The organism is Pantoea agglomerans, from assembly GCF_021397715.1.
Taxonomy (GTDB): Bacteria; Pseudomonadota; Gammaproteobacteria; order Enterobacterales; family Enterobacteriaceae; genus Pantoea; species Pantoea astica.
Genome location: NZ_CP090208.1, coordinates 95699 through 112850 on the forward strand (window position 1 = coordinate 95699; position 17152 = coordinate 112850).

The 17152-nt window shown below is 56.7% G+C and carries 16 protein-coding genes and 1 pseudogene; 7 read left to right on the top strand and 10 right to left on the bottom strand.

From position 1 onward, the window contains the following. Window positions 1-157: 157 nt before the first annotated feature. Window positions 158-1048, bottom strand: coding sequence for a MurR/RpiR family transcriptional regulator (locus LZU96_RS20125; RefSeq protein WP_233988320.1), 891 nt, complete (start codon window positions 1046-1048; stop codon window positions 158-160). A 468-nt stretch (window positions 1049-1516) separates the two neighbouring features. On the opposite strand from LZU96_RS20125, the pseudogene LZU96_RS20130 reads away from it, so the two are divergent. Both LZU96_RS20130 and LZU96_RS20135 read left to right on the top strand, forming a co-directional pair. After that, window positions 1517-3646, top strand: a pseudogene (locus LZU96_RS20130) (TonB-dependent siderophore receptor). Next, window positions 3633-4838 (top strand): ABC transporter substrate-binding protein, encoded by a 1206-nt coding sequence (locus tag LZU96_RS20135; RefSeq protein ID WP_233988321.1) that lies wholly within the window; start codon window positions 3633-3635, stop codon window positions 4836-4838. The pseudogene LZU96_RS20130 and the gene LZU96_RS20135 overlap by 14 nt, the downstream one beginning before the upstream one ends. Here LZU96_RS20135 and LZU96_RS20140 read toward each other — a convergent pair. The 5 genes from LZU96_RS20140 to LZU96_RS20160 all read right to left on the bottom strand — a co-directional run bounded on the left by LZU96_RS20140 (window position 4776) and on the right by LZU96_RS20160 (window position 10230). After that, window positions 4776-5765, bottom strand: coding sequence for an XdhC family protein (locus LZU96_RS20140; RefSeq protein ID WP_233988322.1), 990 nt, complete (start codon window positions 5763-5765; stop codon window positions 4776-4778). The genes LZU96_RS20135 and LZU96_RS20140 overlap by 63 nt on opposite strands. Next, window positions 5762-6328, bottom strand: a complete 567-nt coding sequence (locus tag LZU96_RS20145; RefSeq protein ID WP_233988324.1) for a nucleotidyltransferase family protein — start codon at window positions 6326-6328, stop codon at window positions 5762-5764. The genes LZU96_RS20140 and LZU96_RS20145 overlap by 4 nt, the downstream gene beginning before the upstream one ends. Window positions 6329-6431: 103 nt before the next feature. Then, the gene (locus LZU96_RS20150) at window positions 6432-8756 is read right to left on the bottom strand and encodes a xanthine dehydrogenase family protein molybdopterin-binding subunit (protein WP_233988325.1); all 2325 of its coding nucleotides are present in this window, start codon (window positions 8754-8756) and stop codon (window positions 6432-6434) included. Then, window positions 8753-9745, bottom strand: a complete 993-nt coding sequence (locus LZU96_RS20155; protein WP_233988327.1) for an FAD binding domain-containing protein — start codon at window positions 9743-9745, stop codon at window positions 8753-8755. The genes LZU96_RS20150 and LZU96_RS20155 overlap by 4 nt, the downstream gene beginning before the upstream one ends. Beyond that, on the bottom strand, window positions 9742-10230 hold the full coding sequence (locus LZU96_RS20160) for a (2Fe-2S)-binding protein (RefSeq protein ID WP_233988328.1): 489 nt from the start codon (window positions 10228-10230) through the stop codon (window positions 9742-9744). Before LZU96_RS20160 ends, LZU96_RS20155 begins: the two co-directional genes overlap by 4 nt. A gap of 413 nt (window positions 10231-10643) precedes the next feature. Between LZU96_RS20160 and LZU96_RS20165 the strand changes: the two genes are divergently transcribed. Beyond that, on the top strand, window positions 10644-11552 hold the full coding sequence (locus tag LZU96_RS20165; RefSeq protein ID WP_233988329.1) for a LysR family transcriptional regulator: 909 nt from the start codon (window positions 10644-10646) through the stop codon (window positions 11550-11552). 12 nt (window positions 11553-11564) lie between these two features. Here LZU96_RS20165 and LZU96_RS20170 read toward each other — a convergent pair whose 3' ends face one another. The 4 genes from LZU96_RS20170 to LZU96_RS20185 are packed head-to-tail and all read right to left on the bottom strand — an operon-like array spanning window position 11565 to window position 14993. Beyond that, window positions 11565-12404 carry a metal ABC transporter permease gene (locus LZU96_RS20170; RefSeq protein ID WP_233988330.1) on the bottom strand — a complete coding sequence of 280 codons (840 nt, stop codon included), beginning with the start codon at window positions 12402-12404 and terminating at the stop codon, window positions 11565-11567. After that, the gene (gene sitC, locus LZU96_RS20175; RefSeq protein ID WP_233988331.1) at window positions 12404-13264 is read right to left on the bottom strand and encodes an iron/manganese ABC transporter permease subunit SitC; all 861 of its coding nucleotides are present in this window, start codon (window positions 13262-13264) and stop codon (window positions 12404-12406) included. The genes LZU96_RS20170 and sitC overlap by 1 nt, the downstream gene beginning before the upstream one ends. A gap of 2 nt (window positions 13265-13266) precedes the next feature. Continuing rightward, window positions 13267-14082 (bottom strand): manganese/iron ABC transporter ATP-binding protein, encoded by an 816-nt coding sequence (locus tag LZU96_RS20180; RefSeq protein ID WP_233988332.1) that lies wholly within the window; start codon window positions 14080-14082, stop codon window positions 13267-13269. Next, window positions 14079-14993 carry a metal ABC transporter substrate-binding protein gene (locus LZU96_RS20185; protein ID WP_409520453.1) on the bottom strand — a complete coding sequence of 305 codons (915 nt, stop codon included), beginning with the start codon at window positions 14991-14993 and terminating at the stop codon, window positions 14079-14081. Before LZU96_RS20185 ends, LZU96_RS20180 begins: the two co-directional genes overlap by 4 nt. Window positions 14994-15453: 460 nt before the next feature. On the opposite strand from LZU96_RS20185, the gene LZU96_RS20190 reads away from it, so the two are divergent. The 4 genes from LZU96_RS20190 to LZU96_RS20205 all read left to right on the top strand — a co-directional run bounded on the left by LZU96_RS20190 (window position 15454) and on the right by LZU96_RS20205 (window position 17140). Beyond that, window positions 15454-15750, top strand: coding sequence for a hypothetical protein (locus LZU96_RS20190; RefSeq protein WP_233988333.1), 297 nt, complete (start codon window positions 15454-15456; stop codon window positions 15748-15750). Window positions 15751-16000: 250 nt separating this feature from the next. Then, window positions 16001-16246, top strand: coding sequence for a regulatory protein YcgZ (gene ycgZ / locus LZU96_RS20195; protein ID WP_233988334.1), 246 nt, complete (start codon window positions 16001-16003; stop codon window positions 16244-16246). A 181-nt stretch (window positions 16247-16427) separates the two neighbouring features. After that, entirely contained in the window at window positions 16428-16721 is a 294-nt protein-coding gene (locus LZU96_RS20200) for a hypothetical protein (protein ID WP_233988335.1), read from the top strand. 164 nt (window positions 16722-16885) lie between these two features. Next, complete coding sequence (locus LZU96_RS20205; RefSeq protein ID WP_233988336.1) at window positions 16886-17140, top strand: biofilm/acid-resistance regulator YmgB/AriR; 255 nt, start codon at window positions 16886-16888, stop codon at window positions 17138-17140. Window positions 17141-17152 lie beyond the last annotated feature (12 nt).

Below are 17152 nucleotides of genomic sequence, written 5' to 3' on the forward strand. Positions count from 1 at the left end.
CTCAACACCCCGAAGCAAAATAAGCGTAGTCGGCAGCGGAGAAGGGTTGCAGAAAAGGCGCGATCGGGATCTCAAAGCGGGAAAATTTGATTTAAGTATCGTCGGTGACCGGCAAAAACCGTGCTTGCCGGTGCTGTAGTAAACCTGAAGGCTGGCGCTACTTTTTACCGGCCGGTTTCAGGCCGCGATAGAGATCCTGTAACCGCTTCATGGTTTTGACGGTGCGCTGCGGTAGCGTAGAGGCCACCGACAGGATCAGCATCTCCAGACAGACCATAATGGTGCCATGTAGCGGAATGCGGCCCTTTTCACCGCCGCGTGGCACGTCGATCACCACCTCCGCCTCGCGGGCAAAAAATGAGTCGGTCGCATGGGTCAGCAGAATAATCGGGATGCCGAGCCGTTTCGCCTCGCGGACCACCGTCGTCCCTTCCCGGTGGGCTGATTGCTGCGCCATCATCACCAGCACATCACCGCGCTGCAGCGCCAGCATCTGCTCCGCCAGCGCAATGCCGGCACGATTGAGGGAAAATGCCGGAAGTCCGATACGATTCAACAGGCGAACGCTGTAATCCGCCAGAATGCCGGAGGCGTTGATACCAAAAATCGCCACCTGACGCGCTTCACTCAGCAGCGCTACCGCATCGGCAACCGCGACACGGTTTTGCGGTTGTGACATGACCTCACAGGCGCGCCGGTGTCCCTCCAGCACAAAATCGATCGCGCTGTTTACATCGCTGGTCACTTCACTGACGGTGGTGATCATCTTATCTTCGGAGGTCAGCGACGGCCCAAACCCTGCCTGCAGCGTCTGCTTCAGATCGCGCAGCCCACTGAAGCCCAGCGCCTGAACCGCGCGGATCACCGTTGCATCGGAGGTCTGATTAGCCAGCGCAATCTCCATCGCGGTACTCTCCAGCACCGTTTCCCGCTGTTGGTCGATATAGCGAGCCACCGCCAGCAAGCGAGGCGACAGCTGTTTTTCCCGCGAGCGCAGACGTTCGCCGAAGACATCTACCCGATTTTTACCTGTTCTGACCTGTTTCATTAAGGGACCTGCGCTGGCTATGACGTGCCTGTCGCAACCGACGGCACGGAAAGTGCGCTGATTCTAACCTCAGGCCTGTAGTGAGCAAAAATAATTAACGCTGATTCACCTGTTTATTCTGCGGGATTAATCGTTAAACAGACCAGCACTTTTATTTTTAACGCTTATTATTCAATGATTAAATTTGATCGCAGCGCTCTGATAACCTGAAAAATCACGCCGAAAAAAATGTAGTGAATATTTCTTTAATTATGTTTACTACTACAATCACCAATGGTTGAATGATTCTCAATTACAGATGAGAAGAATTGTCGTCACCGTGGTCTGTTGCCCTTCTGAGCCGCATCGCTGCGGCAGTCTGCTCACTGTTTACTCTCTGCACTTTGCAGAATACCGCCAGGACGTTCGGCGATAGCTGCGGCTGCGTTGAACCCTAAGCCTCTCTCGCTTCAGACACGAAAAGTAGAAATGAATAACCGTTCAGATAAAAGTAAAAATCCGACACGCCTGTCGGCGCTGACGATGGCCACGTGTAGCGCGCTGTTAATGATGCAGGCACAGGCAGCCAGCGATGCCGACTCGCCGGATATCACCGTGACCGGCGACGGCAACCCGGAAACGGGTTACAGCCATAACCAGAGCAGCATTGGCAGCAAAATGCCTACTGCGCGCCTGGACGAAGCGCAATCGATCAGCACCGTCACTCAGCAGCAGCTGGAGGATTATCAGGTCAGTTCGCTGTCGGAGGCGATGCGCTTTGTCAGTGGCGTGTCTGAAGCCAACACGCTGGCCGGCACCGAGGATGGTTTTGTCCGGCGCGGGTTCGGCAGCAACGGGGATGGTTCGATCTATCGTGATGGCATCCGCAGCAGTCAGGGGCTGAATGTTGACGCCACCACCGAGCGGGTTGAGGTGCTGAAAGGCTCAGCCTCGCTGCTGTACGGCATTCAGAATCCGGGTGGCGTGATTAACGTGGTCAGTAAGAAACCGCAGTATCAGTGGCATAGCAAAATCAGTGGCCGTTACGCCAGCGAAGGCGGCGGCGCGGGGACGCTGGATGTGACCGGCCCGTTGGGAAACGGCTTCGCCTTTCGACTGATCGCTGAAAAACAGCACCAGGATTACTGGCGCAATTTTGGCAGCGAGCAACATACTCTGCTGGCCCCGTCTTTGCAGTGGTATGGCGAACAGGCGAGTTTTCTGATCGGTTATGCTGATTACCGCTATGACATCCCTTACGATCGCGGCACCGCGTTTATCAACAACAAGCCGATCGCCATTGGCTACAAGGATCGGCTTGACGACACCGCTAACCACGCCTGGGGCCACAATTAAACCCTGAACGCCAGCTACGAATGGCAGTTCAACGAGGCGTGGCGCACCCGCTTTACGCTGGGCTGGAACCAGCGTCGCTATGACAATAACGAAGTGCGGGTGACGGCGGTTAATACCACCACCGGCGCGGTGACCCGTCGCGCTGATGCCAATCGTGGCTTCAACCACAAGACTCACTACCTGAGCTGGGATCTGCTGGGAAACCCGGAGATCGCCGGGATGTCGCACGCGCTGGTGCTGGGTACCGATTATGAGATGAACCAGACTTATCGCGCTCATCAGTATCAGGGTAAGGCGACCAGTCGTTTTAACTTCTTCCAGCCCGAATATAATCAGCTGTCACCGCTGACCGACAGCAGCACCGAAAACAGCGCTAACGCCAACAACCTGAACCGCATTCATAGTCGTTCGATCTACGCGAAAGATAGCGTGACGTTGTCACCTGACTGGATTGTGGTCGTCGGCGGCCGCTACCAGCATTATGAGCAGCGCGCCTCAAAAGGCTTCGATCCGCAGGTTGAAACGCTCAACGACGAGGGCAATAAGTTTCTGCCGCAGGCCGGGATCATCTACAAACTCACGCCCGCTTTATCGTTTTATACCAGCGTGAGTCAATCTTTTACCCCGTCGACTAACGTGGAGGACGATGGCAGCGTTGGCAAACCTGAGCAGGGAACCAGTTGGGAGATTGGCAGCAAATGGCAGCTCACCCCCAATCTGTTTGCCTCGCTCGCCCTCTATCGTATCGATGAAAAATCGATGTCGCTCAGCATTAACGGCACGACGCGCGCGATTGATAAAGCGCGCTCCAGCGGGGCTGAATTTGAACTGAATGGCGAAATTGCGCCAGGCTGGGATCTGAGTGCTAATTACAGCTACGACCAGGCGGAAATCGTTGAGGATCGGGTGAATCCGGATAACAACGGTAACCGGCTGCAAAATGCGCCGCGTCATGCTGGCGCGCTCTATCTGAGCCATGAACTGCAACTCAGCGGCCTGCCCGGCAGCGTCCGGCTCGGCGGCGGCGCGCGCTATGTTGGCAGCCGTGCCGGCGATCCGGAGAACAGTTTTACCCTGCCGGATTATGTCGTAGCCGATAGCTTTATCGCCTGGAATCATCGACTGTTCGGTGAGAAAACGCAGTTGCGGCTTAATCTCAACAACCTGTTCGATAAACACTATTACAGCTCTAGCGGCGGCAACCTGCGCGTCCGCGAAGGCGAAACCCGTAACCTGATGGTACAAGCCAGTGTTGAATTTTAAGCCACTTCGCGCTCTGCTGCGCCAGAGCCTGCTGCTGCTGAGCCTGCTCTGCGTCACGCTGCCTGCCGGCGCGCGTACCCTGATCGATATCACCGGGCAACGCATCAGCGTGCCGGATCGTCCTCAGCGGATTGTGCTGGGTGAGAGCCGGATGTTGTATAGCATTGCGCTGCTGTCGTCCGGTAATCCGCTGCAGCATATTGTCGGCTGGCCGCAGGATCTGAAGAAATACGATCCGCAGACCTGGCAGATTTTTGCCCGCCGGTTTCCGCAGATGCTGGAGATTCCGGCGCTCGGCCTGGATGGCGTCAATGACATCAATCCCGAGCAGGTTATCGCGCTGAAGCCCGATCTGGTGATATTGCCGCAGCTGGCACGCAACAGTGATAGCGGCCTGCAACTGGAAGCGATGCTCAACGCGGCGCATATTCCGGTACTTAGGGTTGATCTGCGGGTTAACCTGCTGAAAAACAGTGAGCGCAGCATGACGCTACTCGGCGAGGTATTCAGCCAGCCGCAGCGGGCGGCCGATTTTAATCGCTTTTACCGTTTCCACATGCAGCGCATTGCCAGCCGGCTGGCCAGCTATCATGGCCCGAGGCCCTCCGTACTGCTGCAGTTGCATCTGGGACGACGCAGTGAATGTTGCGTCACCTCAGTCAATGGCAGTCTCGGTGAGTTGCTTAGCTTTGCTGGCGGCGACAACATTGCCCGCCAGCAGGTTAAAGGGGTATTCGGACGATTAAGTGAAGAGCAGGTGATCGCTGCCCAGCCAGACTATTACTTCGCCACCGGCACGGCTGGGCCGGATGAGGTGGCTGCGCTGAAGCTGGGGCCGGCCATCTCCGCAGCGCAGACCCGCGACAGCCTGCTCACCCTGACCCAACAGCAAAACGGACTGAAACAGCTGCGGGCGCTGCGTAACGGCCACAGCGGTGCGCTGTGGCACAACTTCTACCTCAGCCCGTGGCATGTGGTGGCCACCGAATTTTTTGCGACCACGCTCTATCCTGAGCTGTTCCACGATGTCGATCCGCAGCAGACGCTGAGGCAACTGTTCCATGACTTTTTGCCGATTCCACTGTCGGGCAGCTACCTCTACCGGCTCTCTCCGGCCGGGCCTGCACCTTCAGGCAGCGGGTCGCGACCGCCCGAGGTTCTTCACCCGGACAATGTCGGCCATCACCGATAGCGCAATCTCCGCCGGGGTTTTACTGCCAATCGGCAGGCCAATCGGGGCATGGATGCGGTCCAGTTCGCCGCGATCCATGCCGGCGATCTGCTGGAGCCGCGCCCGCCGCTTCTCGCTGTTTTTCACCGAGCCCATAATGCCGATATAGAAAGCTGGCGTGGCGATCGCTTCCATCATCGTCAGGTCGTCAATACGCGGATCGTGGGTCAGCGCCACAATCGCCACGGCCGCATGCGCCCCGTTCAGTTCCAGCCAGCGCGCCGGATGCTGCCGCACCAGCGTAACGTTATCCGCTGCGCCGTAGTGGCTCTCCAGTTCGGCAAGCATCTCGGGACGATGTTCACACACCCGCACATGAAACCCCAGCATCTGCCCCAGCCGGATGCATTCAAACGCCACGCTGGAGTAACCCGCCACCAGCAACTCCGGGATCGCGCCGACCGGCAGCACCAGTTGCTGTTCACTGACGCTCAGCGCCGGCAAACTCCGATCCGCCGCCACCTTTTCCCAGTGCGCACGTTCACCGGGGCGGATCAGCTTCACCATCGGCTGCTGACCGCTGAGCGCCCGCTGCATCGCGGTTAACAGCGCCAGGCTGGCCGCATCGGGCGGCAGAAACTCAATCACAATCTCCAGACTGCCGCCGCACGGCAGGCTGACCGTCGGGCGCATACCGCCTTCCCCATATCGCACCTGCTGGCTGCTGGCACGATAGGCACCGCTGGCCAGCTGGGCTAAAAAATCTTCTTCTATACAACCGCCTGACAGCGAACCGCAGTAAGCGCCCGCTTCGTTCACCGTCATCAGCGTGCCCGGCGCGCGCGGCGACGAGCCGTAAGTACGCAGCACGGTACAGAGCCAGACAGCCTGCCCCGCCTGGCAGCTACTTAACGCCGCATTAATCACACGTTGGTCCAGCGTAATCATGAAAATTCCTTTATCCGCTGCAAATCGCCCGGCAGATCAATGTCATAAAGACAGCCGCGATCGCTGAGAGGCAGGCGAATCGCATCACGCTTTACGATGGCCTGCGCACCCGTATCACCCTGTAATGCGGTTAATGACCGGTAATAGTGACGCCGAAAACCGACCGGATGGCCCGGCGTACCGTTGATCCAGGGTCTGACCACCGGCGCATCGGCCAGCGCGGCAGCAACCGCCCGATAGCTCCCGGCAGAGATAAACGGCATATCTCCCAGCGCAATCAGCCAGCCGTCATAATCCCGGCTGGCCTCAACGCCAGCGGCGATAGATTCGCCCAGCCCGTTGCTGTCGCAAAGTACGCGGGAAGCGGGCGGGATCAGCGCCTGGATAGCCGTCTGGTCCGGACGGGTTACCACGAACAGATCCAGGCCACTGGCGGCCGCCTGTTGTAGCTGGTGCTGCAACACCGGTTTGCCATTGATCAAAGCCAGCAATTTATGTTCGCCGGTCTGCTGACGGAAACGGCGGCTGAAGCCCGCCGCCATCACCACAAGCGCTATCTTCAAAGCATCCTCTCCTGCTGGTCGCGAAAACGGGCGCAGGATGGATTCTGCGCCCGACACCTGTTGCCTGCCCGGTTCACCGCAGCAGGTAAGCTGTTCGCCCCGATCAGATGATTTTATCGAGGGTGATCGGCAGGTCGCGTACCCGCTTGCCGGTGGCATGGAACACCGCATTACTGATCGCCGCCGCCACGCCAACGATGCCCAGCTCACCCACCGCTTTACCGCCCATGGTGGTCGCCTCAAAATCCGGCTCACCGACGTTGATGGTGGTAATGCTGGGGATGTCACCGTTAACCGGCACCAGGTAATCGGCCAGATTATTATTAATCACCCGACCGTTACGCGGATCGATAATTCCCTCTTCCATCAGCGCCTGACCGACCCCCATGATCATTCCGCCAATCCACTGGCTGCGCGCCAGTTTAGGGTTGTAGAGCCGACCGCTGTCGAGCGCCGCCACCATCCGTTTCACCCGAATGGTGCCGAAATCTTCATCGACCCGCACTTCAACAAACTGCGCGCTCCAGCTATGGGCGGAATAAGCCTCCGGCCGGCTCATATCATTCAGATTACGCACGATTTTATCGCGTTCGCTTTGCGGCATGTCATCAGGGAAAGTCCCACCTTTTACCATCAGGTTCTCGGCAGAGACCAGCGTCGCCAGCTCGACGAAAGAGAGAGCGGAACCGCCGTGCTGCTGAATGGCGGCATCCTTCAGGCTCAGCTGCGAAACAGGTACGCCGTTAAGTGGCGACGCGGGCAGCTCGCTGGCCAGCGCCAGCAGACGTTCGCGCATTTTCTTCGCGGTATCGTTCACCGCCGCCGTCAGGTTACCCGCCAGCTGTGATCCCCCGGCAACGCCTGCGCGCGGCAGCGTGGTGTCGCCGAGCTGAACGTCGATCGTTTCCGATGAGACGCCAAGATGATCTGCCGCCGTTTGCGCCAGGATGGTGTATGTACCGGTGCCGATATCTGCGCCAGCACACTGCACCACGAAGTGGCCCTGTGGCGTCAGCATAATTTTCGCCTCCGCCGGCAGACGATTGACCGGATAGGTGCCGGACGCCATGCCCCAGCCAATCAGCTCGCGCCCTTCGCGCATTGAGCGCGGCGTCATGATGCGTTTATCCCAGCCGAACGCTTCTGCTCCCTTCTGATACGCCTCTTTCAGACGGCGCGAACTCCACGGCAGGTCGAGCTGGTAATCCTTATCCGCCCAGTTACGCAGGCGCAGCTCCAGCGGATCGATACCCAGTTCATAGGCCATCTCATCCATCGCCACTTCAAGGCCAAATGCGCTGGGATTCTCGCCCGGCGCGCGCATCCAGCCCGGCGTAACGGTGTTAATCGGTCTGACCTGATGCCGGGCCGAGACGTTGCTGACCGCGTACATTCTGGCGGTCACTTTGCTGCAGTTCTCAGCAAAGACATCAATCAGAGAGGTTTCGCTGAAGCTGCGCTGGATAATCGCTTCGATTTTGCCGTCACGCGATGCCCCCAGCTCCAGCTGCTGTGAGGTTGCCGGACGGCCACCCAGACCGGTAAATATCTGCGGCCGGGTCAGTGAAACTTTCACCGGACGATTCAGGGCGCGCGACGCCACGCTGGCTAACGCGACGTGGGTATAAGGCACCGGCTTGGAACCGAAACCGCCGCCGACATAAGGCGAGATAATCCGGACGTGTTCGGGCTCAATACCCAGCCATTCAGCGATCTCCACCTGCGCGCCCGTTACCCACTGGCTCGGCTCCCAGACCGTGATCTGACCGTCGTGCCAGTGCGCGATGCAGGCGTGTGGCTCCATCGGCATGTTGTATTCCCGCGGCGTGGTATAGCGCTGATTAATGCGCACCGCCGCGCTGTGCATCGCGGTCTGCGCGTCGCCTAAATCGATATCCTGGGCCGACATCGGTTTTGGCTCGACACCGTCATCGGTGGCGAAAACCCGCGCTGGCGTGGTCTCGTATTCAATCTCAACCAGCGAGGCAGCATAAGTGGCCTGCTCGAAGGTCTCAGCAACCACCAGTCCGATGTTCTGGCCGTTATGAATAATCACATCGTCCTGAATCGGGGTGTAGGTAGACTGCGCCGCGCCGCCATCCGCAATCGCGGTCGGTTTGTTGATCTTTAACGGATTGAGATGGGTATAGACCGCCAGCACGCCTTCAGCCTGCTGCGCTTTGTCGGCGGAAAGACGGGAAATACGGCCGCTGGCCACGGTAGACTGCAGCACCACGCCATACAGCGGATTCTCCGGCTGATGTTCGATGGCATAACGTGCTTCACCCGTCACCTTAACCCGGCCGTCACCCCGCGTTCGCGCCGCGCCCAGCCCGCTGATTGGGTTGCTGGCGGGATGTTCTGCGGTCGCCGGGTCGCTGGTGGCACTGAGTAAATCCCGGCGCGCGTTGTCATTTACCTCGCTCATGCGATCTCTCCTGCTGCCATCAGCGCGCGCGCAATCACGCGCGGCGCCAGTTTCACTTTGTATTGGTTATGGGCCAGCGCCTGCGTTTCCTGATTAATCAGTTCTGCGGCCTGGAAGACGGTTTCTTCGTTGAAGGGCTGTCCTTCCAGGGCCTGCTCAACCCGCGTCGCTCGCCAGGGTTTGGTGGCTACGCCGCCCAGCGCGATATGGACCTGACGCATCACCCCATTTTCCAGCGTGAATCCGACGGCCGCGCTGGCGGCAGCGAACTCATAGGAACTGCGATCGCGAACCTTGAGATAGTGAGAGCGTTTCAGGGAAGCGGTTTGCGGCACTTCGATCGCAACGATGATCTCGTCATCACCCAGGTCATGTTCCCGATCCGGCGTGTCGCCCGGCAGCAGGAAGAAATCATCAATCGCCACACGGCGACTCTCGCCCTGCTGATTCAGCAGCACCACCACCGCATCAAACGCCACCAGCGCGACCGCCAGATCGCCCGGATAGACGGCGATACAGCTCTCGCTGGCTCCCAGAATCGCATGGTTACTGTTAACACCATCGCGTGCGGCACAGCCAGAGCCCGGATTGCGTTTGTTACAGGCGGAAAACGTGGCCGGATCGCGGTAGTAGGCGCAGCGGGTTCGCTGACGTAAATTCCCACCCAGCGTCGCCATATTGCGGATTTGAGGCGAAGCTGCCTGCCATAAGCTGCCATAGATGGCGGGCGCATTTTGCTGGCAGGCAGGATGATCGGCCAGCTGGCTCATGGTGGTGAGCGCCCCGGCGCTGATTTTGTCTTCGTCAAAACGCAGGCTGCGAAGTTCGTTTAATCCGTTAATGCCAATCAGCTGCGGCGGATTAAATACGCCACACTTCATCAGATCGAGTTGGGTGGTGCCGCCCGCCAGTAGCTGACTACCGGACTGCTGTTTCAACCCTGCCGCTTCGGTAGCCGAATGGGCAACTTTCCAGCTGAACTCATTCATGCGGACTCCTTCGCCATCTCAGCAGCGGCCTGTTTGATCGCGTCGACGATGTGGGGATAAGCGCCGCAGCGACAGAGGTTGCCGCTCATATATTCACGAATTTCGTCGTCCGATCCGGCGTGACCCTCTTTGATACAGGCCACGGCGGACATGATCTGGCCCGGCGTGCAGTAACCACACTGGAACGCATCGTTTTCGACAAAGCAGCGCTGCACCGGATGCAGTTCACCGCTGGCCGATTCCAGCCCTTCGATACTGGTCACCTCGGCACCGTCAGCCTGAACCGCCAGCGTCAGACAACTCAGGACCCGCTGACCGTTAATCAGTACCGTACAGGCACCGCACTGTCCCTGATCGCAGCCCTTTTTGGTGCCGGTGAGATTCAAGTGCTCACGTAACGCATCCAGTAACGTTACGCGGGGATCGATCTGCATCGTCTGTGGCTGCCCATTGACCTGCAGTGTTAGCGATATTTTTTCTGACATTGTCTGCTTCCCATTGTTGGGGGCTAAAAAGTGGTTTTTTTATTAGTCTGTTTCGGACGGGATATAAATCGGGGAGAATCCTGATAACCCTAATCTTTGCACGCGTATGCACGTCTTTAGGTTTAGCAGCTTTTTAGCGGTCCGGCGGTGGAGCCGGTGAAAAGGCGTATCAGGCCGGGCCAGTCAAATCGCGACTTTTGTCTGATATCTGAACGAAAATAAACGTAATGCATTGAATTACTTCAGCTAATTTCAAATGACACTTATTAATCATTTTCACAAACTTAATGCGCAGATTTCATCAATCATCCACTGCTAAGTGAAATATTCTGTTGCCAGCTCAACGAGGTCGGACACCTTTCAGGAGATCGACCGCCAGACGCTGCGGCGACAGGTTAACGGGACAGAAAAGTATGCTTAGAGAGAATTTTAACGATTTGATGTATCTGGTGGTGGTGGCGGAAGAGCGCAGCTTTACCCGCGCGGCAGCCAAACTCGGCGTGTCGCAGTCAGCGCTCAGCCACGCCATTCGTGGACTGGAGGAGCGTCTCAGCACCCGGTTACTGACCCGAACCACCCGCAGCGTGGCCCCGACAGAAGCCGGTGAGCGGCTGATTGACACTATCGCGCCCCTGTTCAGCGAGATTGAATCTGAATTGGTCAGCATCACTGACACTCAGGGAAAAACCGCTGGCAATATTCGCATTACGGCGGGCGAACATGCGCTGACCTCAACGCTGTGGCCGCTGGTTAAGCCCTTTCTGCAGCGTTATCCCGAGGTCAACATCGAATTTTCGGTGGATAACACCCTGACCGATATTGTCAGCGGCCGCTTTGATGCGGGCGTGCGGCTGGGTGAACAGGTGGAAAAGGATATGGTGGCGGTGCGCATCGGCCCGGACTGGAATATGTGCGTGGTGGCCTCGCCCGATTATTTTGAGCAGCACGGCGTACCGGCAACCCCTTACGATTTGCAAAACCATAACTGCATCAATCTGCGCTTACCAACGCTGGGCGGACTCTATCACTGGGAGTTTATGCGCGATAACAAGGAGGTCAGAGTCAGGGTGGAAGGTCAGCTGATTTTTAATCATCTCGCTTCACGCATCGAGGCGGCGCTCAGCGGCATGGGCATCTGCTACGTGCCGCAGGACAGTGTGGCTGCGCATATTGCGGCCGGCCGACTGGTGCAGGTGCTGGCCGACTGGTGCGACCCTTTTCCTGGCTACTACCTCTACTATCCCAGCCGTAAACAGCATACCCGCGCGTTCGCCCGTCTGATTGAGGCGGTACGCTATAGCGGCGCGTCAACGCCGCTATAGCCGCGCGGTGGCTCACGAAGCCGCAATCCGCTGGCGTTCCAGCCGCCGGGCTTTCTGCCCGGAGACGATCATCGCGACAATAAACACCAGCGCGAACAGCACCACGATGGTCGGCGCCGGTGCGCTGTCGATAAAGAAAGAGAGATAAACGCCACTCAGCGACACCAGCACGGAAACCGCAACCGCCACCAGCAACGCATGGGAAAAACGTTGGGTCAGCAACAGCGCAATGGCACCCGGCGCGATCAGTAACGAGATCGACAGGATAATGCCCACCGCTTTCAGCGTCGCGACAATGGTCAGCGAGACCATGCAGAGCAGACCATAATGCATCAGCCGCGCGGGCAAACCACACACCTGCGCCTGTTGCGGATCGAAGCTGAACAGCATCAGATCACGCCACTTCACCGCAATGACCGCGACAATCAGTGCCGCGATCAGCAGCGTCTGGATCAGATCGGCACCGGTGATGCCCAGCATGTCGCCAAACAAAATATGGTCGAGATGGACTTCAGGCTTCACGGCGATATAGAGAATCAGCCCGACCGCAAACATGCCGGAGAAGACGATGCCCAGCACCGTGTCCTGCTTGATGCGGCTGTTATCCTGTAAAAAACCACTGGCAACTGCACAAAACAGCCCGGCGGCAAAGGCCCCAATCGCCAGCGGAATGCCCAGCATCCACGCCAGCACAATGCCGGGAAAGACCGCGTGGCTCATCGCATCACCCATCAGCGCCCAGCCTTTCAGTACCAGAAATACCGACAACAAGGCGCAAGGGATCGCCACCACCAGCGCAATCAATAGCGCATTCTGCATAAACGCGAACTGGAAAGGTTCAAAAATCCACATTAACCTGGCTCCTTCTCAGCATCACTGCGGGCACGACGACGGTTCGCCAGCAGGCCATGTTTTGGCGCGAAGACAAACGCCAGCAGGAATAACAGCGTCTGCGCTACGACGATAATGCCGCCGGTCGCGCCATCGAGATAGTAACTCGCCCAGGCACCAAGGAAGCTGGTGACGCTGCCTATGGTTACCGCAATCATCAGCAGGCGCGGAAAGCGATCGGTGAGCAACCAGGCTGTCGCGCCTGGCGTCACCACCAGACAGATCACCAGAAAGGCCCCTACCGTTTGTAACGCCGCCACGGTTGACACCGCCAGCAGCGTAAAAAACAGAATCTTTAACCGTTCAGGTCGCAGACCGATGGCCCGCGCGTGATTCTCGTCAAAAAAGGTCACCATCAGGTCTTTCCACTTAAACAGCAGAATGATGATCGAAACCCCGCCAATCAGCGCCAGTTGCAGAATATCGGCAGGGGCAATCGCCAGGATGTTGCCGAGCACAATCGTCTGGATGTTCACCGCGGTCGGATTGAGCGACACCATAAACAGCCCGAGGCCAAAAAAAGAGGAGAAGATCAGACCGATGATCGCATCTTCTTTTAACCGGGTCCGCTGATTGAGCAACAGCATACTGCCCGCCGCCAGCCCGCCCGACAGAAAAGCGCCCAGCGCAAACGGCAGGCCCAGCATGTAAGCGCCCGCAACGCCGGGCACAATGGAGTGCGACAGCGCATCTCCCATCAGCGACCAGCCCTTGAGCATCAGGTAGCAGGAGAGAAACGCGCACAGTCCGCCGACCATGGCAGAAACCCACATCGCGTTGAGCATGTAATGGTATCCGAACGGCTCCAGCAGCAGATTCATGGTCAGTCTCCGTCGTGAAGTGCGCTGCGCGGTGCGATAAACGGGCGTTCATCATCGGTGATGATGTGATCGTCCAGTCCGCTGACGGCGACATGACGTAGCACACCGCTGAACGCCCGCTCAAGATTGGCGGCGGTAAAGGTAGTGCGGGTAGGACCGCTGGCGAGGATGGTGCCCTTAACCATCACGGTGTAGTCACAAAATTCGGTCACCGATCCCAGATTGTGCGTTGAGACCAGCATGGTTTTCCCTTCATCACGCAGCTCGCCCAGCAGGCTGATGATTTTCGCCTCGGTCTGAACGTCGACGCCGGTAAACGGCTCATCAAGCAGGATGACGCTGCCCTGCTGCGCAATGGCGCGGGCCAGAAATACCCGTTTCTTCTGGCCGCCGGAGAGTTCACCGATCTGCCGATGGCGATAAGCCAGCATATCGACCCGTGCCAGCGCATCATTCACCCTGTCGTGATCCTGCGGTTTTGGCCGCCGTAACAGCCCCATATGGCCATAGCGGCCCATCATCACCACATCCTCGACCAGCACCGGAAATGACCAGTCAACCTCTTCCGACTGCGGCACATAAGCCACCAGACTCTGGCGCAGCGCCTGACGGGTTGGCATGCCCAGCACCGAAATCGTGCCACCGGAGAGCCGGACAAACCCCATCAGAGCCTTAAATAACGTTGATTTACCAGAACCGTTTACCCCCACCAGCGCGGCGATGGAACCGCCAGGAATGCTGAAGCTGGCATCGCGCAGCGCCGTGTGACCGTTACGGTAGGTGACACTGACATTGGAAACCACAATGGTGTCGGTCATGGCGCTTTCCTCCCGGCGTTAATGCCGTTGACCAGCGTCTGAGTGGTGACACGGAGCAGATCAAGATAGGTCGGTACCGGCCCCTGAGCCTGGCTTAGCGAGTCAACGTATAAGACGCCGCCGTAGTGGGCGCCGGTTTCACGCGCCACCTGACGGGCAGGCTTGTCAGAGACGGTGCTTTCGCTGAACACAGCCGGAATCGCCTCCTTTCTGACCTGATCGATTACTTTTCTCACCTGCTGCGGCGTGCCTTGCTGGTCAGCATTGATCGGCCAGAGGTAAAGCTCTTTCATCCCGAGGTCACGAGCCAGATAGGAGAACGCACCTTCACTGGTCACCATCCAGCGCTGGTTTTCAGGGATGGCGGCGATTTGCTGGCGCAACGGCTCAAGCGCAGCGTTGATTTTCTGCTTATAGCTGGCGGCATTCTGACGATAGGTTTCAGCGTTGGCCGGGTCATACTTCACCAGCGCATCACGGATATTATCCACATAAATCAGCGCATTATCCGGCGACATCCAGGCATGTGGATTGGGCTTGCCGTTATAGGGCCCTTCGCCAATGCCGATCGGTTTCACCCCCTGCGACACCACCACTTCCGGCACGCCTTCCAGATGCTGATAAAAGCGCTGGAACCAGCGTTCAAGATTCAGCCCGTTGGCCATGATCAGCTGCGCGCCCTGGGCGCGTTTAATGTCGCCGGGCGTCGGCTGATACTCATGGATTTCTGCACCCGGTTTGGTGATTGAAGTGACCTCAGCGGCATCACCCGCGACGTTCTTTGCCATATCGGCAATCACCGTAAAGGTGGTGACGACCTTAAATTTTTCTGCAGCATAGCTGCTGGTTGTCATTATCGCCGTCAGCAGCAGGCTGCCCAGCAGCGTTGCGGTTTTCTTTGTCGGGACCATCGCAGGATCTCCAGAGGTGATTAAAAATAACACTAAATTAGCCAGTGCTATTTTTTATAGCACAGGCTATACCTTTGCGACAGCCCGCTTTTGTGAAGTTTCTTCAGCAGCAGCGCCGTTATGACAAGTTGTGTAAGTATTTTTATTTAGTGATTGATTCATAATGCGTTATAAAAAGTCAGGGTTCTTCGATAATCTCTTTCGCGCAGAGGCTGATACTAAAACTTCTGATCGTCGCCCGATTTGACAGCGCGGTTGAAGGCTGATGTCTGGTGTGAAATCGGGGTAAGGCGCGGTGGAACCCATTGGCCGGCGATCGACCGTCAGACAGGATTTTCCGTCATGGTCGTTAAACTGCTCCAATCAATAAATGGTTATTGATAGGCATGTTTTATTAAATTTAGTGAATTTTTTTGCTACAGTGAATGTTACTTACCGTAATAAAACCAGGGAGGATAATTTGTATTTTTCAAACGACGAAAAAGCGAATGTCATCATTGGCGAAGCAGCAATGAACCTGATCGATGCAGGTCAGGAAGTGAATGTCGAGATGCTGATGGGTGAGTTGCAGGCTATGTCTGCCTCAGAAGTGGATGAGAAACGTCTGGACCAGTTGCATCAGGTACGACAGTGGTTGATGGGTTTTAAAACCATCGGCGCTCGCAACAATAAACAGGCCGGATGGTTATCGAAGCCGCTTAGCGCAGACAAAACTAGCACCACCGAATCCGCTGATGATATATTCTTTAAACGCTGAACGATTGGTTCTGCCTGACTGTCGGCCTGTGCAGCAGTTGTACAGGCCGGAAGGGCAAATGGCTTAATCCGCCATCACTCAGCCGTTTTTACCCCGCATTAAACACTTCGTAACATACTGATTATCTTTAAATAGCATTTTTTGCACAAAAAAATCTTCTCAGGAAATTCAAAATTCTGTACAAGTTTTTGAAAGATGTATAACTTGCGCATCCAGAGCGCGATACATTTAACCATCTGAGGACACTACTATGCGTCAGAACGGACATGCACCGGAAGCCATCAGCGACATTGCCCGTTACTTCAATCAAGCCAGTCAGCCTTCACAGCAGGAAACGCTGGGAGAGATTGTGGTTGAAATTCTGCGCGCAGGTCAAAATTTGAGTCGTAAAGCGATTTGCAGCAAATTGTTGCGTCGACTGGAACTTGCCTCTACGCCAGAGGATGAAAGTCATCTGCATGAACTGATCGGGCTCCTTTTCCGTCGGGAAGAGTAATACGGATCCCCGGCGTTATGGAGATGCAGTACGTCTCAGCTCACAGCAATTCTGATCGGACTATTTTTCGCATTAACGAAGCCCAGTGTTGCTGTCCCGTTTCAGGCGCCCCGTCACCGGCGCCTGTTTCTACATCAGGAGCCGCAACGTGGCCATTAATTCGTAAATCAGAGAAGCCAGTATGTACAGAAGTGATGATGAGAAACTGACAGATGTCATGATCGGCGAAGCCGTACTGACACTACTCAAGTCAGACAAACCGGTGTCGAGTCATGCCCTGATCAATCAGCTGGAGCTTATGGCCGCAGAGACGGACGAAGACGCGAAGGTGATGACGATCCGCAAAGCGATTACCGAAGTGCGCAATGGCATGGTGGCCGCCCGTAAGCGGGCTGGCAGTGCGCTTCCCGATCGTGAAAATGTGTCACACCGTCTGAATAACGATGGCCCACCTGAAGGTTCGAAAAAACACTAATCGATCCGTTTTTTGCGTGACTTCTGACAATAATTAAAGCATCTCCCGAGGTGAACGCGGCACTGAAAATGTCCCTTCACGCCGGGCAAAACGTCGCAACGAGGAGACTCGTTTCTGGCCTTATTCGATGCACCTAACGAATTTTCTGCAGAGAAAGAAAAATCATGCAACGCTCTTCTTCAGATCCAACCATCATTGAGTTTTTTCGCAGTGCCGGCGATCAGCTTGCTTCAGAAACCGAACTGCTGGGCGGCATCATCCGGAACATCGTCGCCGATCAGGGACGCGTAACCAATAAAGCCATCATTCTTTATCTGATTGCGGAACTGGAGACGACCTCAGACGTGGTCAGACTGGATGTGTTACGCAAAACGCTGGAGATCGTAGTGGGCCGGACGCCGGACGACGCCGGTATCTGATCCCCACGCCTG

What these genes read in the sequence shown, in the direction of transcription:
- LZU96_RS20125 (WP_233988320.1), bottom strand. Translation starts at nt 1,048, where the DNA reads ATGAAACAGGTCAGAACAGGTAAAAATCGGGTAGATGTCTTCGGCGAA.
- LZU96_RS20185 (WP_409520453.1), bottom strand. Translation starts at nt 14,993, where the DNA reads ATGGTCCCGACAAAGAAAACCGCAACGCTGCTGGGCAGCCTGCTGCTG.
- LZU96_RS20150 (WP_233988325.1), bottom strand. Translation starts at nt 8,756, where the DNA reads ATGAGCGAGGTAAATGACAACGCGCGCCGGGATTTACTCAGTGCCACC.
- sitC (WP_233988331.1), bottom strand. Translation starts at nt 13,264, where the DNA reads ATGAATCTGCTGCTGGAGCCGTTCGGATACCATTACATGCTCAACGCG.
- LZU96_RS20140 (WP_233988322.1), bottom strand. Translation starts at nt 5,765, where the DNA reads ATGATTACGCTGGACCAACGTGTGATTAATGCGGCGTTAAGTAGCTGC.
- LZU96_RS20155 (WP_233988327.1), bottom strand. Translation starts at nt 9,745, where the DNA reads ATGAATGAGTTCAGCTGGAAAGTTGCCCATTCGGCTACCGAAGCGGCA.
- LZU96_RS20180 (WP_233988332.1), bottom strand. Translation starts at nt 14,082, where the DNA reads ATGACCGACACCATTGTGGTTTCCAATGTCAGTGTCACCTACCGTAAC.
- LZU96_RS20205 (WP_233988336.1), top strand. Translation starts at nt 16,886, where the DNA reads ATGCAACGCTCTTCTTCAGATCCAACCATCATTGAGTTTTTTCGCAGT.
- ycgZ (WP_233988334.1), top strand. Translation starts at nt 16,001, where the DNA reads ATGCGTCAGAACGGACATGCACCGGAAGCCATCAGCGACATTGCCCGT.
- LZU96_RS20165 (WP_233988329.1), top strand. Translation starts at nt 10,644, where the DNA reads ATGCTTAGAGAGAATTTTAACGATTTGATGTATCTGGTGGTGGTGGCG.
- LZU96_RS20160 (WP_233988328.1), bottom strand. Translation starts at nt 10,230, where the DNA reads ATGTCAGAAAAAATATCGCTAACACTGCAGGTCAATGGGCAGCCACAG.
- LZU96_RS20200 (WP_233988335.1), top strand. Translation starts at nt 16,428, where the DNA reads ATGTACAGAAGTGATGATGAGAAACTGACAGATGTCATGATCGGCGAA.
- LZU96_RS20170 (WP_233988330.1), bottom strand. Translation starts at nt 12,404, where the DNA reads ATGTGGATTTTTGAACCTTTCCAGTTCGCGTTTATGCAGAATGCGCTA.